Consider the following 14,855-nt stretch of genomic DNA (forward strand, 5'->3'; position numbering starts at 1 on the left):
TGCGATAGCGGCTAGAACACCGACGACGGGTTCGTCAGGCGCCACCACGCGTCGGGCTCGGTCATCGCCCGATCGAGCACGAGCGGCACGGTGGTGACCGACGAGCCGATCGTGACCCTGAGCGTCCCGACCTTCGAGCCGGCCGTGGCCTCCCCCACGGTGTCGAGCGCAGGAACGGCCTTCACGGTCGCCGACCCGTAGACGAGCTTCGACACCGTCTTCGCGGCGACAGCGTGGGCGTTCGAGCCCCACTCGGTGTCGTACGACCCGTACACGTCGTCGGCCGTCACCGCTGTGACGGTCTGGAAACCCGACTTGACGCTCGTCAGCAGCTTCGCCACGTCGACGTCGAGCGAGTCGTGGTCGACCCCGCCCAGCATGACGCCGACCACCGTCACGGTGTGGCCGAGCACCTCCTCTCTCGTGGCGAACAGGAGACAGGCCCCCGCCTCGTCGAGGGTGCCGGTCTTGATTCCGACGACGTCGTCGATGCCGAGCAGCTTGTTCGAGTTCTCGACCGTGCCGACGACGGGGATGTCGACCGACTTCGTCGACACGATGGACGCGATGTCGGGGTTGGCGAGCGCGAGCTTGCCGAGCTTCACGAGGTCGGTCGCCGTCGACCGGTTGGCCGCGTTCAGCCCGGTCGGCTCGACGAGCGTCGTGTGGTTCAGCCCGTGCTCCTTCAGCCAGGCCTTCGCCGCCGTGACGTAGGCCTGGTTCGAGCCGAACGCCCAGTAGGCGAGCGCGCTGGCGTAGTTGTTGGCCGACTTGATCAGCGCGACCTGGAGGGTCTGCTTCTCGGTGAGCGTGAGACCGGCGGGCATGGCGGCGACCTCGCCGTCCTGCGCCAGATAGGTGTCGTACAGCGCCCGGTCGGACGCCGTGAACGTGATGTCCGGCCCCGAGCCGCCGTCGAGCGGCTTCTTCGAGAGCACGACGAGCGCGGTCACGATCTTCGAGATCGACGCGATCGAGCGCGGCTTCGAGTCGCCCGAGGTCGTCAGGCTGTCGTCGAACCCGACGGCCTCGACCGCCGTGGCCCCGTAGTCGGGGAAGCGCAGCGAGAGCGCCTTCTCGGTGGGCGCGGTGTACTTCGTGACCTCGGCCGACGCGGGTGCGATGGGGGCGAGGAGGGAGGCCGGAACGTAGACGCCGACGGCGATGACGGCGGCGACGACGACGACGGCGGCGATCCGCCGACGGACGGCGCCGGGGCGGCGCGCGCTGCCGCGACCGCGGGCCGAGCGGCGGGCGCTCACTGAGCGGCCTCTGCGCCACCCGAGCCCGGAGAGACGCGCAGCGACCACAGCACGACGGCCGACGCCGCCGCCACGTTCAGACTGTCCACGCCGTGCAGCATCGGGATCGTCACGACCGTGTCGGCCGCCTCGAGCGCCCGGTGCGAGAGGCCATCGCCCTCGGTGCCGAACAGCATGGCGATCTTGTCGGGCGGGTCGGCCGCGTAGGCGTCGAGCGTCACCGCGTCGTCGCGGAGCGCGAGCGCGGCGATGTCGAAGCCGGCAGCGCGCAGGAACTCCGCGCCCTCCGGCCAGTCGGGCAGCCGAGTCCACGGAACCTGCAGCACCGTGCCCATGGACACGCGCACGCTGCGGCGGTACAGCGGGTCGGCCGAGCGCGGGGTCACCAGCACGGCGTCGGCCCCGAGGCCCGCCACCGCCCGGAAGATCGCGCCCACGTTGGTGTGGTCGACGATGTCTTCGAGCACGACGACGCGACGGGCGCCCTCGAGCACCGACTCGACGCTCGGCAGCTCGGGGCGGTGCATGGCCGCGAGGGCGCCGCGGTGCAGGTGGTACCCGGTGAGCTCTTCGAGCACGTCGGCCTCGCCGACGAAGATCTGGCCGTCGTACTGCTCGACGAGGGGCTCGATGTCGGCCAGCCACTTCTCGCTCAGCAGCACGGAGCGCGGCACGTGGCCGGCGTCGAGGGCTCGCCGGATCACCTTCGACGACTCGGCGATGTAGAGCCCGCCCTCCGGCTCCGTCTTGCGGCGGAGCGCGACGTCGGTGAGGCGGGAGTAGTCGGCGAGCTCGTCGCGGTCGAGGTCGGTGATGCGGGTGATGCGCACGGAGGGCTCCAAGGCGGGGCGCCACCGCAAGCCGGTGGCTCGCGGAAACAAAACGGTAAAGGTTCCCGTTTAGGCTAACGTCACCCGCCTCGCAAAGAGATGTACCAGGAGCCCCACCATGGCGCTAGCCACCGCACCGGCCGACAGCACCGGCACGCTCGACGCGGCGGTCCGCGCGCTCGCGGGGCGGAAGCTGGCGGTCCTCACCGGGGCGGGAGTCTCGACCGACTCCGGCATCCCCGACTACCGGGGCGAGGGCGCCCCCGTCCGCAACCCGATGACGTTCCAGCAGTTCACCTCGGGCGGCCCCGACTTCCAGAAGCGCTACTGGGCCGGCAGCCATCTCGGCTATCGCCACTTCGCCACGGCCGCGCCCAACGACGGGCACCGCGCCCTCGCCGCCCTCGAGGCCGCCGGCATCTCCAACGGCGTCGTGACGCAGAACGTCGACGGCCTGCACCTGCGGGCCGGCTCGTCGCGCGTCGTCGACCTGCACGGCACCGTCGACCGCGTCGTCTGCCTCACCTGCGGCCAGTTCTTCGCGCGGGGCGACATCGCCGAGCGCATGGCGGCCGCGAACCCCTGGCTCGACCGCCCCGACGAGGTCCGCCTGAACCCCGACGGAGACGTCGACGTGACCGACATCGCCGGCTTCAGCGTGCCCCAGTGCACCGTGTGCGGCGGCGTTCTGAAGCCCGACGTGGTCTTCTTCGGTGAGTTCGTGCCGGTGGAGCGCTTCGCCGAGGCGCGCGCCATGGTGCAGTCGGCCGAGGCGCTCGTCGTCGCCGGCTCGTCGCTGGTCGTGAACTCCGGCATCCGCCTCCTCGAGACGGCGCTCCGCAAGAAGCTGCCCGTCGTCATCATCAACCGCGGGGTGACGAAAGGCGACTCGCGCGCCGCCGTTAAGCTGAACGCCGGCACGTCGGAGTCCCTGACGGCCCTTGCCAAACGGCTCGCCGCCGCGTGAACCCGCGGTCGGCGCCCCTCTGGAGGACGACATGACCCGGCTGTACCTGGTGCGACACGGCGAGACCGACTGGAACGCCGCCCGGCGAATCCAGGGATCGACCGACATCCCGCTGAACGACCGGGGCCGCTCGCAGGCCGCGGCCGCCGCCGAGCTGCTGGCCCGTCGCCGCTTCGACGCCGTCGTCGCGAGCCCGCTGAGCCGCGCGTTCGAGACAGGCGCCATCATCGCCTCCCGGCTCGGGCTCGACGAGCCCGCCGTCGACCCGCAGGTCGTCGAGCGCAGCTACGGCCAGGCCGAGGGCCTCACCTTCGAGGAGGTCGAGGCGCGGTTCCCCGACGGCGTCGCCGTGCCCGGGCGGGAGAGCCGCACGGCCGTGCTGCAGCGGGTGGAGGCGGCGCTGCTCGCCATCGCCGAGGAGCGCCCCGGCCAGTCCGTCGTGGTCGCGACCCACGGCGCCGTGATCCGCGGCATCGTGAACCACGTCGCGCCCGAGACCGACGCCAACGCGGGAGTGCCCATCCGCAACGGGTCCATCCACTCGTTCGAGGTCGTCGACGGCGCCCTCGCGCTCGTGGCCTTCGACGATCCGATCGAGGTCGAGTCGGAGGCGCCGGGCCGCTACTCGTTCGACTACCAGAACGCGCTCGAGGGTCGCGGCGACGCCTAGCGCCCCACCCGCTCCAGCACGTCGAGCAGAGCCGCGGCCGACGACGCCCAGCTGTAGTGCGACGCCTGAGCGAGCCCGGCGGCCGAGCGCCGCTCCCACTCCCCCGGCTCCTCCAGTCGGCGCACGGCCGCGGCGATCGACGCCGGCGACTCCGGGTCGAAGTAGAGCGCTGCGTCGCCGCCGATCTCGCGGAAGATCGGGATGTCGCTGACCACGGCCGGTGTGCCGAGCGCCATGCCCTCGATCACCGGGATGCCGAACCCCTCGGCCTTCGACGCGGTGACGACGGCCGTCGCGCCGAGCAGCGTGTCGCGGTACTCCTCGTCGCTCGCACCGCCGTGGAAGACCAGAGACCCCTCGGGAGCCGAGGCCTCGAGGGCGAGGCGCTCGGCGTCCGAGACCCGGCTCATGAGGTGGAGGCGGTAGCCGGCGAGCAGGCTCAGCGCGCGGGCGAGCGCGACGACGTTCTTGTACGGCATGAAGGAGCCCATGTACACGAGGTCGCGGGTGGGCGGCGAGTTCCTGCGCCCGGGCTCCTGCGGATCGGCCGCGTTCGCGACCACGGTCACGGGCCGGCGGGTGAGGCGGTGGTCGGCCATCTCGCGGGCCGTCGTCTCGCTGACCGTCACGACGGCGTCGGCGCTGTTGAGCAGCAGGCGCTGAGGCCACCAGGCGAGGTGGTAGAGGCGCCAGAGCAGGCGGATGGGCGCTGCGAACTCGGGCGGCGGCGTGCGGTTCGTGTAGTAGATCAGGTCGTGCAGCGTCTTCACGAGCCGGTAGCGGCGGCCGAGCGTGCCCATGGTCTGCATCGGGGTCCAGACGACGTCGGGGCGCAGGCGGTTCACCTGGAGCGCCACGAGCGGCTCGAGGGGGCTGGTCGGCGCCGACACCAGCGCGTGCGGAGCGTCCGGGAGCTTGTCGAGCTGGCGGCGGTCGCTCACGAGCATCGTCACGTCGTGGAGCTCGGCGAGCTCGCCGACGACGCCCGCCGTGAAGCGGCTGATGCCGTCGTGGCGTCCGGTGCGCACGTAGCGGCAGTCGACGACGATCCTCACGACGCGGGCCCGAGCGTCGCCAGGAAGTCGGTGATCATCGCCGCCGCCTCGCGGGGCTTCTCGTAGTGGATCAGGTGGCCGACGCCGTGGATGACGTCGAGCTGCGCGTCGGCGAAGAGGCCCTGGAGCTCGTACTGCGCCGGGAGGGCGGTGATGTCGTCGCGGTCGGCGGCGATCAGCAGCGCAGGAACTCGGATCTGCCGCGCATACGTCGACACATCGCTCGACACGGAGGCCTTGAACGCGTCGAGCACGACCTTCCGCGACGCGAACCACGAGAAGTAGGTGTCGTGCTGATCGTGCACCCAGGCGCGCAAGGTCTTCGACCGGGTCTTGACCATCGCGAGGCTCGCGACGCGGGTGACGGCGCGCAGCCTCAGGACCGGGCCGCCGATCGACTCGGGAAGACCGGCGCCCGCCCAGTAGTAGAACACCGCGAGGCGCGTGAGCACGCCGCGCGGGCCCGACAGCGCCGGGGCGGCGATCGGATTGACCAGGATCAGCGCGCGCACGTCGAGGCCCGAGGCGACGGCCGCGCTCGTCACGATCGACCCGAACGAGTGGCCCAGCACGACGGTGTCGGCACCCTGGCCGATCGCGGCGAGGAACCCGCGGAGCCACTCGGCGTAGACGGCGGTGCTGTGCTCGCGGCCCGGGAGGAGCGCGGACTCGCCGAAGCCGGGGAGGTCGGGAGAGATCACGCGGACCGCGCCCGAGTGGACGCCGTCGAGGAAGGCGACCACCGGCTCGAGACCGTGGTGCTCGCCGCGGAAGCCGTGGACGGCGACGATCGTCGTGGGGGCGTCGTCTCGGCCGTACACCCAGTAGCGCGCCGTGGCTCCGAGCACGCGGGCCTCGAGGCGCACGGTGGGGATGCTCGCGAGCTCATCGGCGTACGGCGAGGCGACGGACGGCACAGGCGTGATCATCCGACCAGTGTAGGGACGGCCGTCCGGCCAATCTGGGCGACGCCCGGCACCCTCGTCATAGAGTGGGCCCACCTGCCGGGGCCCGCGCCGGCTAGCGATCGAAGGAGAACGGTGAGCTTCACTGCCCCCATCCAGACGCCCGGACTCACCCTCGACCCGCAGTGGTATCGGCGGAGCGTGTTCTACGAGGTCATGGTCCGCTCGTTCGTCGACAGCAACGGCGACGGGGCGGGCGACATCGCCGGGCTCTCGTCGCGGCTCGACTACCTGCAGTGGCTCGGCATCGACTGCCTCTGGATGCCGCCGTTCTTCCAGTCGCCCCTGCGCGACGGCGGCTACGACATCTCGGACTACAAGGCGATCCTCCCCGAGTTCGGAACCCTCGACGAGTTCCGCGACCTCGTCACCAAGGCCCACGAGCGCAACATGCGCATCGTCATCGACATGGTGATCAACCACACGTCCGACCAGCACGAGTGGTTCAAGCAGTCGCGCGAAGACCCCGACGGCCCGTACGGCGACTTCTACACGTGGAGCGACACCGACGAGAAGTACGAGAACATCCGCATCATCTTCGTCGACACCGAGGAGAGCAACTGGACGTTCGACCCCGTGCGCCGCCAGTTCTTCTTCCACCGGTTCTTCTCGCACCAGCCCGACCTCAACTTCGAGAACCCGAAGGTGCACGAGGCCGTCTACGACGTGATCCGGCACTGGCTCGATCTCGGCGTCGACGGGATCCGCCTGGACGCGATCCCGTACCTCTACCAGTCCGACGACGGCAACGGCGAGGGCGAGCCCTCGACCCACGAGTTCGTCAAGAGGCTCCGCACGATGGTCGACGAGGAGTACCCCGGCCGCATCATGATCGCCGAGGCCAACCAGTGGCCCCGCGAGGTGGCGGCGTTCTTCGGCACCGACGACGAGCCCGAGTGCCACATGGCGTTCGACTTCCCGGTCATGCCGCGCATCTTCTACTCGCTGCGCTCGCAGGACGCCGGCGAGCTCAAGCGGATCCTGTCCGAGACGACCGACGTTCCCGAGAGCGCGGGGTGGGGGGTGTTCCTCCGCAACCACGACGAGCTCACGCTCGAGATGGTCAGCGAGGAGTACCGCCAGGCCATGTACGGCTGGTACGCCTACGACCCGCGGATGCGATCGAACATCGGCATCCGCCGGCGCCTGGCGCCGCTTCTCGACAACTCGCGCGCCGAGCTGGAGCTCGCCCACGCGCTCCTCTTCGCCCTGAAGGGCTCGCCGTTCCTGTATTACGGCGACGAAATCGGCATGGGCGACAACATCTGGCTCAACGACCGCGACGCGTCGCGCACGCCGATGCAGTGGACGCCCGACCGCAACGCCGGCTTCTCGACGGCCGACCCGGGCAAGCTGTACCTGCCGGTCGTCCAGTCGCTCGTGTACAACTACTCGCTGGTGAACGTCGAGAGCCAGCTGGCTCAGTCGCGCTCCCTGCTGCACTGGATCCGCAACGTCATCCACGTGCGCAAGGCCCATCCCACGTTCGGGCTCGGCACCATGGAGGTGCTCGGCACGAACCACGGGTCGACTCTCGCCTTCGTCCGCTCGTACCAGGGGTCGGGCACCGACTTCGGCGACGCCGCCGAGGAGGTGCTGTGCGTGTTCTCGTTCGCGCACAACCCGGTGTCCGTCACCGTCTCCGCTCCCGAGCTGGCCGGCCGGACCCTCACCGACCTGTTCGCGGGCGGGGCGTTCCCGAGCTTCGACGCGGAGGGCAACGTCACGCTGACGCTCGGCACGCAGGCCTTCTTCTGGCTGCACGTCGGGCCGGCACCCGTTCCCGCGCTGCCGCCGTCGTCGATCCCGGTGTCGTCGACCTCGGAGCCCACGACCCCGGTCGCCCCTGGCGAGTGATGTCGGCGGCCTCTCGTAGGCTGTCCGTGTGAGTGAAGCTGCAGTCGGCCCCGTCCCCGTCCGCTGGTGGGACGGCCTCGGCGTGTTCGACCTCGAGACCACGGGTATCGACGTCGAGACCGCCCGCATCGTGACCGCGCACGTCGGCATCATCGACTCCACGGGCGAGTCCATCGCCCATGGCGAGTGGATCGCCGACCCCGGTGTCGAGATCCCCGAGCAGGCCGCAGCCGTGCACGGCGTCACCACCGAGCGCGCCCGGGCCGAGGGGCGGCCTGCCGTCGAGGTCGTGGCCGAGATCATCGCCGCCCTGCGCGCCGTCTTCGAGCGAGGCGTGCCGCTCGTCATCTACAACGCCCCCTACGACCTCACCGTGCTCGACCGCGAGGCCAAGCGCCACGGCCTCGAGCCGCTGGCCGACGCGCTCGCCGCGGGCGCCTGCGTCATCGACCCGCTCGTCATCGACAAGGCCGTCGACAGGTACCGCAAGGGCAAGCGGACGCTCGAGGCCGCCGCCGCGTACTACGACGTCGTCCTCACCGACGCCCACGACGCCGGAGCCGATGCGATCGCCGCCGGCCGCGTCGCTCAGGCGATGGCTCGCCGCCACCTCGACACGCTCGACGTCCCCGCCCCCGACCTCCACACGCTTCAGGTGGGCTGGTGCGCCGACCAGGCAGCGAGCTTCCAGGAGTACATGCGGCGCAAAGACCCGACGTTCATCGCGTCGGGCGACTGGCCTGCGCGGCCGTAGCGCGTGTCCGGCCCTGCGCGGCCGTAGCGTACGTCCGGCTCTGCGCCGTCAGCCTTTCCCGCCGCTGACGAGCAGCACGCGTGTCACGGCGGGCGCGTCGTCCGGCACCCGCCAGGCGTGCGGCGCGGTCGCCTCGTGCCAGAAGGACTCCCCTGCGACGAGGCGCACCGGCGCGTCCTCGCCGACGGTGACGTCGAGCGTCCCCTCGATCACGTGAACGACGTCCTCGCCCTCGTGCGCGTACGCCGGCTCGTCGACGTGCCCCGGGGCGAGTTCGAAGAGATACGACTCGAGGGCGGAGCCGGGCCCACCGGCGATGAGCCGGGCCGACCCCGTCGAGCCTTCGCTCGCGGGGAGGTGCAGCGGCGCGTGGCGCGGGTAGGTGCCGGGCAGCAGATCGGAGGGCTGCACCTCGAGCGCCGAGGCCAGCGCGTACAGGGTCGGCACGCTCGGGTAGATCCGAGCGTTCTCGACATTCGACAGGAACGGCTGCGACACCCCGGCGCGCCCGGCGAGCTCGCGCATGCTCCAACCGCGCCGGGTCCGCTCGGCGCGGACGGCCTGGCCGATCTCGGCCTGCAGCTCGTCGGGAGTTCCCATGCCTCGACCGTAGCGCCTCGCCGGTCGAATGTGATAACTCTTTGTTATCAACCCGCACGACCCGGCAGGAGCCCCCGTGACCAAGCAGATCTTCCTCGGCGCCTTCGAGGAGCTGACCCCCAACTTCATCAGCAACGCCTGGCACCACGAGAAGGGCGACACGAGCGGCTTCGCCACGCTCGAGTACTGGCAGGAGATGGCGCGAGAGCTGGACGCGGCCGGCTTCGACTTCCTGTTCTTCGCCGAGGCGATCGGCTACCCGATGAGCGGGGACGACGTGCCGGAGGTCGTGATCCGCGAGGCCGTCCAGTTTCCCGTCCACGATCCCATGACCATCGTGTCCGGACTCGCGGCCACCGTCGACCGGCTGGGCTTCGTCGTCACGGCGTCGACGACGGCGCAGCAGCCGTACCTCAACGCCCGCGCCTTCACGACGCTCGATCACCTCACGAAGGGGCGCGTGGCGTGGAACGTCGTCACGAGCGACAACCAGGTCGGGCTGGTCAAGCTGCTGGGCCAGCGGGAGGTGACCCCTCACGACGAGAGGTACCGTCGGGCCACGGAGTTCCTGGATCTCTCTTTCAAGCTCTGGGAGGGGGCCTGGGAGGATGACGCGATCGTGAACGACAAGGCCACGCGGACCTTCGCCGATCCCGCCAAGGTGCACCGGATCAGGCACGACGGCGAGTACTTCCACCTCGACGGCTACTATCCGGCGACCCCGTCGGTGCAGCGGACGCCGCTCCTGCTCCAGGCGGGCACCTCGTCGGCCGGGCGCGCCTTCGCTGGCCGCTTCGCCGAGTGCGTGTTCATCCAGGACCGCGACATCGACCAGGCCGCGGCGACGGTGCGCGACCTCCGGGCCCGCGCCGTCGCGAACGGCCGCTCGGCCGACTCGGTCCGCATCATGGACGCCGTCTCGATCGTCGTCGCCGACACCGAGGAGGAGGCCCTCGCGGCTCGCGCCATGCTCGACTCGACGCCCTCGCGAGAGGCGGCCGCGGCGCTCTTCATGGGCTGGAGCGGCGTCGACCTGATGAAGTTCGACCTCGACCAGACGCTCGCCGAGGTCACGACCGAGGTCGGCCAGTCGATGCTGGGCATGTTCCAGCGCGGCGAGGAGAGCCCGACGGTGGCCGAGATCCTCGACCGCATCACCACGTCGATCGGCGGCCCGCGCCTGACCGGCACGCCCGAGCAGATCGCCGACGAGATGCAGCGCTTCGTCGAGGTGGCCGACGTCGACGGCTTCCTGATCGAGTACACCTACGGCGGCATGGACACCTACCGCGACTTCATCGACACGGTCATGCCCGTGCTCCGACAGCGAGGGCTCCTTCCCGAGACCCCGCGCGGCGGCACGATGCGCGACCGCCTGCTCGGAGCCGGCGACCGGCTTCCCGACAGCCACCCGGGGGCGACTCACCGGCGCCGTTGAACCGACTCCACAGCACCGCACAGGAAGGCATCTGTAATATCGATGCACGGGGCGACAGTCGTCCCGTGCATCGACAGACCTGGGGGGCTTCGCAGCCTTGTTCTTGAAGACGTTCGGGTGGTCCATGGTGATCACCGTCATCGCCCTCGGCATCGCACTCGCCTACGGCGGCCCTGCCGGTCTCGCCGTCGCCGCCATCCTGGGCGTCCTGGAGATCAGCCTCAGCTTCGACAACGCGGTCGTAAACGCTCGCATCCTCGAGAGGATGAGCCCGTTCTGGCAGCGCATCTTCCTGACGGTCGGCATCCTCATCGCCGTCCTCGGCATGCGGATCCTGTTCCCGCTGATCATCGTGTCGGTGACATCGGGCCTCAACCCGGTCGAGGCCGTTCAGCTCGCGCTCGAGAAGGGTCCGATCGACACACCCGGCACCTACGCATACATCCTCCACGACGCGCACCCGCAGATCGCAGCGTTCGGCGGCATCTTCCTGCTGATGATCTTCCTCGACTTCATGTTCGAAGAGCGCGAGATCCGCTGGATCGGCTTCCTCGAGAAGCCCCTGGCGAAGATCGGCAGCATCAACGCCGCCTCCGTCATCGTCGGCCTCGCGGCCCTCGTGCTCGCATCGCTCGCCGCCGGCGACAAGCAGACGATCGTGCTGATAGCGGGCATCGCGGGCATGATCCTGTACTTCCTGGTCAACGGCCTCGGCGACCTTTTCGATGTCGGCGACGACGACGTCGAGGAGGAGAACGGCGAGGGCGAGCTCGACGCCGAGTCGATCGAGAAGCGCGCCGGCCGCGTCGGCGGCGGCAACCGGGAGCTCGGCAAGGTCGTCGGCAAGGCCGCGTTCCTGCTCTTCCTCTACCTCGAGGTCATCGACGCCTCGTTCTCGTTCGACGGCGTCATCGGCGCGTTCGCTATCACCTCCGACCCGATCATCATCGCGCTCGGCCTCGGCCTCATCGGCGCGATCTTCGTCCGGTCGCTGACGGTGTTCCTGGTCCGCCAGGGCACGCTGGATGAGTTCGTCTACCTCGACCACGGCGCGCACTGGGCGATCGGCGCGCTGTCCGTGATCCTGCTCGTCACCATCACGACCGAGGTGAGCGAGGTAGTCACCGGCCTGGTGGGCGTGCTCTTCATCCTGGCCGCCTTCATCACCTCCATCATGCGCAACCGCCGCATCGCGGCAGAGGCGCCGACGATCCCCGAGTCGGTCTCCGCCTGACACGGCGAACCGACAGCATCACCCTGCACCGAAGCCTCGAAACCGAAGCACCGAAATCAAAGGAGATCCACCCATGGGCCTGAGCCTCTCCAAAGGACAGACGCTGTCGCTGACCAAGAACGACGGCGGCGCGCTGAGCAAGGTCCGCATGGGCCTCGGCTGGGACAGCGCCGCGCCGGTGAAGCGCGGCCTCTTCGGTCGCGGCAAGGCGGCCGAGGTCGACCTCGACGCCTCGGCGATCTTCTTCGACGCCCAGGGCCAGCTCCTCGACAAGGTCTGGTTCAAGCAGCTCGCCAGCAAGGACGGCTCGGCGAAGCACACCGGCGACAACCTGACCGGCGCCGGCGACGGCGACGACGAGGTCATCCTCGTCGACCTGTCCGCCGTCTCTCCCGCCGTCGCGCAGATCGTGTTCGTGATCTCGAGCTACAGCGGCCAGACCTTCGATCAGGTCGAGAACGCCTTCTGCCGCCTCGTCGACGACTCCACCGCCGGCACCCCCGAGGTCGCCCGGTACGAGCTGACCGACGCCGGAACGCACACCGCCATGATCATGGCGAAGGTGTCGCGCGAGGGCTCCGGCTGGGCGTTCACGGCCATCGGCAACCGCGCTACCGGCCGTTCGGTGCTCGACCTCGTCGATCCGGCCGCCCAGGCACTCTGAACCTCACCCGCACACGTAGAAAGGCAACACGATGGCAAGCCTGTCTCTGACCAAGGGCAACAACCTCTCGCTCACGAAGGCCGACCCCGGCCTCACCCGCGCGATGGTCGGTCTTGGCTGGGATCCCCGGACGACCAGCGGCACCGACTTCGACCTGGACGCGTCGGCGCTCCTGATCGGCGCGAACGGCAAGGTGCGGTCGAACGACGACTTCATTTTCTACAACCAGCTGCAGACGCCGAACGGCTCGGTCGTGCATCAGGGCGACAACCGCACCGGCGAGGGCGACGGCGACGATGAGCAGATCCTCATCGACCTCAGCCTGGTCGAGGCCGATGTGCAGCGCATCGTGATCACCGTCACCATCGATCAGGGCGACGTACGCGGCCAGAACTTCGGCCAGGTGCGCGACGCGTTCTGCCGCGTCGTCAACGAGGACACCGGCTCCGAGATCGTCCGCTACGACCTCAGCGAAGACGCCGCTGCCGAGACCGCCATGATCTTCTCCGAGATCTACCGCAACGGCGCGGAGTGGAAGTTCAGGGCCGTGGGCCAGGGTTACGTGACCGGGCTGCGCGGAATCGCCACCGACTTCGGCATCGTCCTCGACTGACGACCCCCTCCACCCGACCCCGTACGACCCGACACCCGATCCCCGACCCGACACCCGACACCCGATCCCCGACACGACTCAGGAGCATCCCATGGCAGGACTCACCCTCGAAAAGGGCAACAACCTCTCCCTCACCAAGACCAGCCCCGGCCTCACCATCGCGACCGTCGGCCTGGGCTGGGACCCCCGCACCACCTCGGGCGAGGCGTTCGACCTCGACGCCTCGGCGCTCCTCGTCAGCGCCTCCGGGAAGGTCCGCTCGTCGGCCGACTTCATCTTCTACAACCAGAAGCAGTCGGCGAACGGCTCGGTCGTCCACCTCGGCGACAACCGCACCGGTGACGGCGACGGCGACGACGAGCAGATCTCCGTCGATCTTCGCAGCGTCGAGTCCGACGTCGAGCGCGTCGTCATCGCCGTGTCGATCGACAAGGCCGACGAGCGCCGTCAGAACTTCGGCCAGGTCCGCGCGGCGTACTGCCGCGTCGTCGACCAGGACGGCACCGAGATTGTCCGCTTCGACCTCAGCGAGGACGCCGCGCCCGAGACCGCCATGGTCTTCGCCGAGGTGTACCGCAACGGCGAAGAATGGAAGTTCAAGGCCGTCGGCCAGGGCTACACCACCGGCCTCGCCGGCATCGCCGGCGACTTCGGCGTCTCCTTCGGCTGATAGCGCATAGCCCACCACCACCCTTTCTGCGAGGATCAAGCATGGCCACTCCCCTGACTCCCCCCGACTCGTCCGACCAGGGCGCCGACCTCGTCCTGCGCGCTCCCGACGCGCCCGAGATCGTGCAGGCCGACGACGCCCCCGGCATGGTGCCGGTCCCCGCGGACCGTCAGGCCGAGATCCAGCGCCAGGCTCGGGAGTTTGTCGACGAGGTCTCCTCGCTCGACGCTCGCAGCCCGGAGTTCACGACGAAGGTCGAGGGCATCTCGGCCATCGCCGGCACGGAGATGTCGACCTCGAGCAACTTCTCGTCGCGCATGCTCGAGCGCAGCTCCACGTCGGTGGCCGGGGCGAAGCGCGGCGGCAACAGCTCGCAGGTCAAGGTGGCGAGCACGCTCGGCCAGCTCCGGTCGACGGTCGAAGACCTCACGCCGAACCAGGCCGACCTGGGCGTCGGGCGCAAGATACTGGGGTTCATCCCGGGCGGCAACAAGCTGGCCAAGTACTTCCAGAAGTACGAGTCGGCGCAGACGCAGCTCGACGCGATCATCAAGTCGCTGATGTCGGGTCAGGACGAGCTTCTGAAAGACAACGCGTCGCTCGCGGGTGAGAAGGTGCAGCTGTGGGAGACCATGCAGCAGCTCAGCGAGTACGCCGTCTTCGCGAAGGCGCTCGATGCGGCGACCGTCGAGAAGATCGACCAGCTGCGTTCGTCGGGCAAGATCGACGAGGCGTCGAAGCTGGAGTCCGACGTGCTGTTCGCCGTCCGCCAGCGTCACCAGGACATCCTGACGCAGCTCGCGGTCTCGGTGCAGGGCTATCTGGCGATGGACCTCATCCGCAAGAACAACGTCGAGCTGATCAAGGGCGTCGACCGGGCGCGTACCACCACCATTGCGGCGCTCCGCACGGCCGTCATCGTCGCTCAGGCCCTCGCCAACCAGAAGATGGTGCTCGATCAGATCGACGCCATCAACACGACCACGAACAACATGATCCTGCAGACCAGCGAGATGCTGCGCGATCAGACCACTCGCATCCACGAGCAGGCGGCGAGCTCCGGCGTCAGCGTCGAGACCCTGCAGAAGGCGTTCGACAACGTCTTCGCCACCATGGACTCGATCGACACGTTCCGCGCCCAGGCGGCGAAGAACATGGAGGGCACCGTCCAGGCGCTCGAGACCGGTATCCAGAAGGCGCGTCCCTACCTCGAGCGCAGCCGTCAGAGCGAAGGAACCGAGCAGAGCACTCAGAGCGCCATCGGCCGCTCCTGACC

15 protein-coding genes are annotated in these 14,855 nt (G+C 69.6%); 10 read left to right on the top strand and 5 right to left on the bottom strand.

Annotation, left to right across the window (positions count from 1 at the left end; translation table 11 throughout):
- Window positions 1–11: 11 nt before the first annotated feature.
- Window positions 12–1,262, bottom strand: a complete 1,251-nt coding sequence (locus tag EDF46_RS01465; RefSeq protein WP_158614129.1) for a D-alanyl-D-alanine carboxypeptidase family protein — start codon at window positions 1,260–1,262, stop codon at window positions 12–14.
- Window positions 1,259–2,092, bottom strand: a complete 834-nt coding sequence (locus EDF46_RS01470; protein ID WP_123504502.1) for an RNA methyltransferase — start codon at window positions 2,090–2,092, stop codon at window positions 1,259–1,261. The genes EDF46_RS01465 and EDF46_RS01470 overlap by 4 nt, the downstream gene beginning before the upstream one ends.
- Window positions 2,093–2,210: 118 nt before the next feature.
- Between EDF46_RS01470 and EDF46_RS01475 the strand changes: the two genes are divergently transcribed.
- Both EDF46_RS01475 and EDF46_RS01480 read left to right on the top strand, forming a co-directional pair.
- Entirely contained in the window at window positions 2,211–3,059 is an 849-nt protein-coding gene (locus EDF46_RS01475) for a Sir2 family NAD-dependent protein deacetylase (RefSeq protein WP_123504503.1), read from the top strand.
- A 31-nt stretch (window positions 3,060–3,090) separates the two neighbouring features.
- Complete coding sequence (locus EDF46_RS01480) at window positions 3,091–3,729, top strand: histidine phosphatase family protein (RefSeq protein ID WP_123504504.1); 639 nt, start codon at window positions 3,091–3,093, stop codon at window positions 3,727–3,729.
- On the opposite strand, the gene EDF46_RS01485 is transcribed toward EDF46_RS01480, so the two are convergent.
- Together EDF46_RS01485 and EDF46_RS01490 are read right to left on the bottom strand one after the other, a co-directional pair.
- Window positions 3,726–4,784, bottom strand: a complete 1,059-nt coding sequence (locus EDF46_RS01485; protein WP_123504505.1) for a glycosyltransferase family 1 protein — start codon at window positions 4,782–4,784, stop codon at window positions 3,726–3,728. The genes EDF46_RS01480 and EDF46_RS01485 overlap by 4 nt on opposite strands.
- Window positions 4,781–5,713, bottom strand: coding sequence for an alpha/beta fold hydrolase (locus EDF46_RS01490; protein ID WP_123504506.1), 933 nt, complete (start codon window positions 5,711–5,713; stop codon window positions 4,781–4,783). The genes EDF46_RS01485 and EDF46_RS01490 overlap by 4 nt, the downstream gene beginning before the upstream one ends.
- A 111-nt stretch (window positions 5,714–5,824) precedes the next feature.
- On the opposite strand from EDF46_RS01490, the gene treS reads away from it, so the two are divergent.
- A complete protein-coding gene (treS, locus tag EDF46_RS01495) occupies window positions 5,825–7,606 on the top strand; it encodes a maltose alpha-D-glucosyltransferase (RefSeq protein ID WP_123504507.1) in 1,782 nt (593 codons plus the stop codon).
- A 28-nt stretch (window positions 7,607–7,634) separates the two neighbouring features.
- Window positions 7,635–8,360: a 3'-5' exonuclease gene (locus tag EDF46_RS01500; protein WP_123504508.1), complete on the top strand. Its 726-nt coding sequence runs from the start codon at window positions 7,635–7,637 to the stop codon at window positions 8,358–8,360.
- Between the two features lie 48 nt (window positions 8,361–8,408).
- Here the strand turns inward: EDF46_RS01500 and EDF46_RS01505 are convergent, their stop codons facing one another.
- Window positions 8,409–8,960, bottom strand: a complete 552-nt coding sequence (locus tag EDF46_RS01505; protein WP_158614130.1) for a helix-turn-helix domain-containing protein — start codon at window positions 8,958–8,960, stop codon at window positions 8,409–8,411.
- 76 nt (window positions 8,961–9,036) lie between these two features.
- Between EDF46_RS01505 and EDF46_RS01510 the strand changes: the two genes are divergently transcribed.
- The 6 genes from EDF46_RS01510 to EDF46_RS01535 all read left to right on the top strand — a co-directional run bounded on the left by EDF46_RS01510 (window position 9,037) and on the right by EDF46_RS01535 (window position 14,853).
- Entirely contained in the window at window positions 9,037–10,398 is a 1,362-nt protein-coding gene (locus EDF46_RS01510) for an NtaA/DmoA family FMN-dependent monooxygenase (RefSeq protein WP_158614131.1), read from the top strand.
- Between the two features lie 103 nt (window positions 10,399–10,501).
- On the top strand, window positions 10,502–11,632 hold the full coding sequence (locus tag EDF46_RS01515; RefSeq protein WP_370454029.1) for a DUF475 domain-containing protein: 1,131 nt from the start codon (window positions 10,502–10,504) through the stop codon (window positions 11,630–11,632).
- Between the two features lie 73 nt (window positions 11,633–11,705).
- A complete protein-coding gene (locus tag EDF46_RS01520; RefSeq protein ID WP_123504512.1) occupies window positions 11,706–12,296 on the top strand; it encodes a TerD family protein in 591 nt (196 codons plus the stop codon).
- A gap of 31 nt (window positions 12,297–12,327) precedes the next feature.
- The gene (locus EDF46_RS01525; RefSeq protein WP_123504513.1) at window positions 12,328–12,909 is read left to right on the top strand and encodes a TerD family protein; all 582 of its coding nucleotides are present in this window, start codon (window positions 12,328–12,330) and stop codon (window positions 12,907–12,909) included.
- Window positions 12,910–13,000: 91 nt separating this feature from the next.
- On the top strand, window positions 13,001–13,579 hold the full coding sequence (locus EDF46_RS01530; protein WP_123504514.1) for a TerD family protein: 579 nt from the start codon (window positions 13,001–13,003) through the stop codon (window positions 13,577–13,579).
- Between the two features lie 41 nt (window positions 13,580–13,620).
- Complete coding sequence (locus EDF46_RS01535; RefSeq protein ID WP_123504515.1) at window positions 13,621–14,853, top strand: toxic anion resistance protein; 1,233 nt, start codon at window positions 13,621–13,623, stop codon at window positions 14,851–14,853.
- The last annotated feature ends 2 nt before the right edge of the window (window positions 14,854–14,855 follow it).

Source organism: Frondihabitans sp. PhB188 (assembly GCF_003752365.1).
GTDB lineage: Bacteria > Actinomycetota > Actinomycetes > Actinomycetales > Microbacteriaceae > Frondihabitans.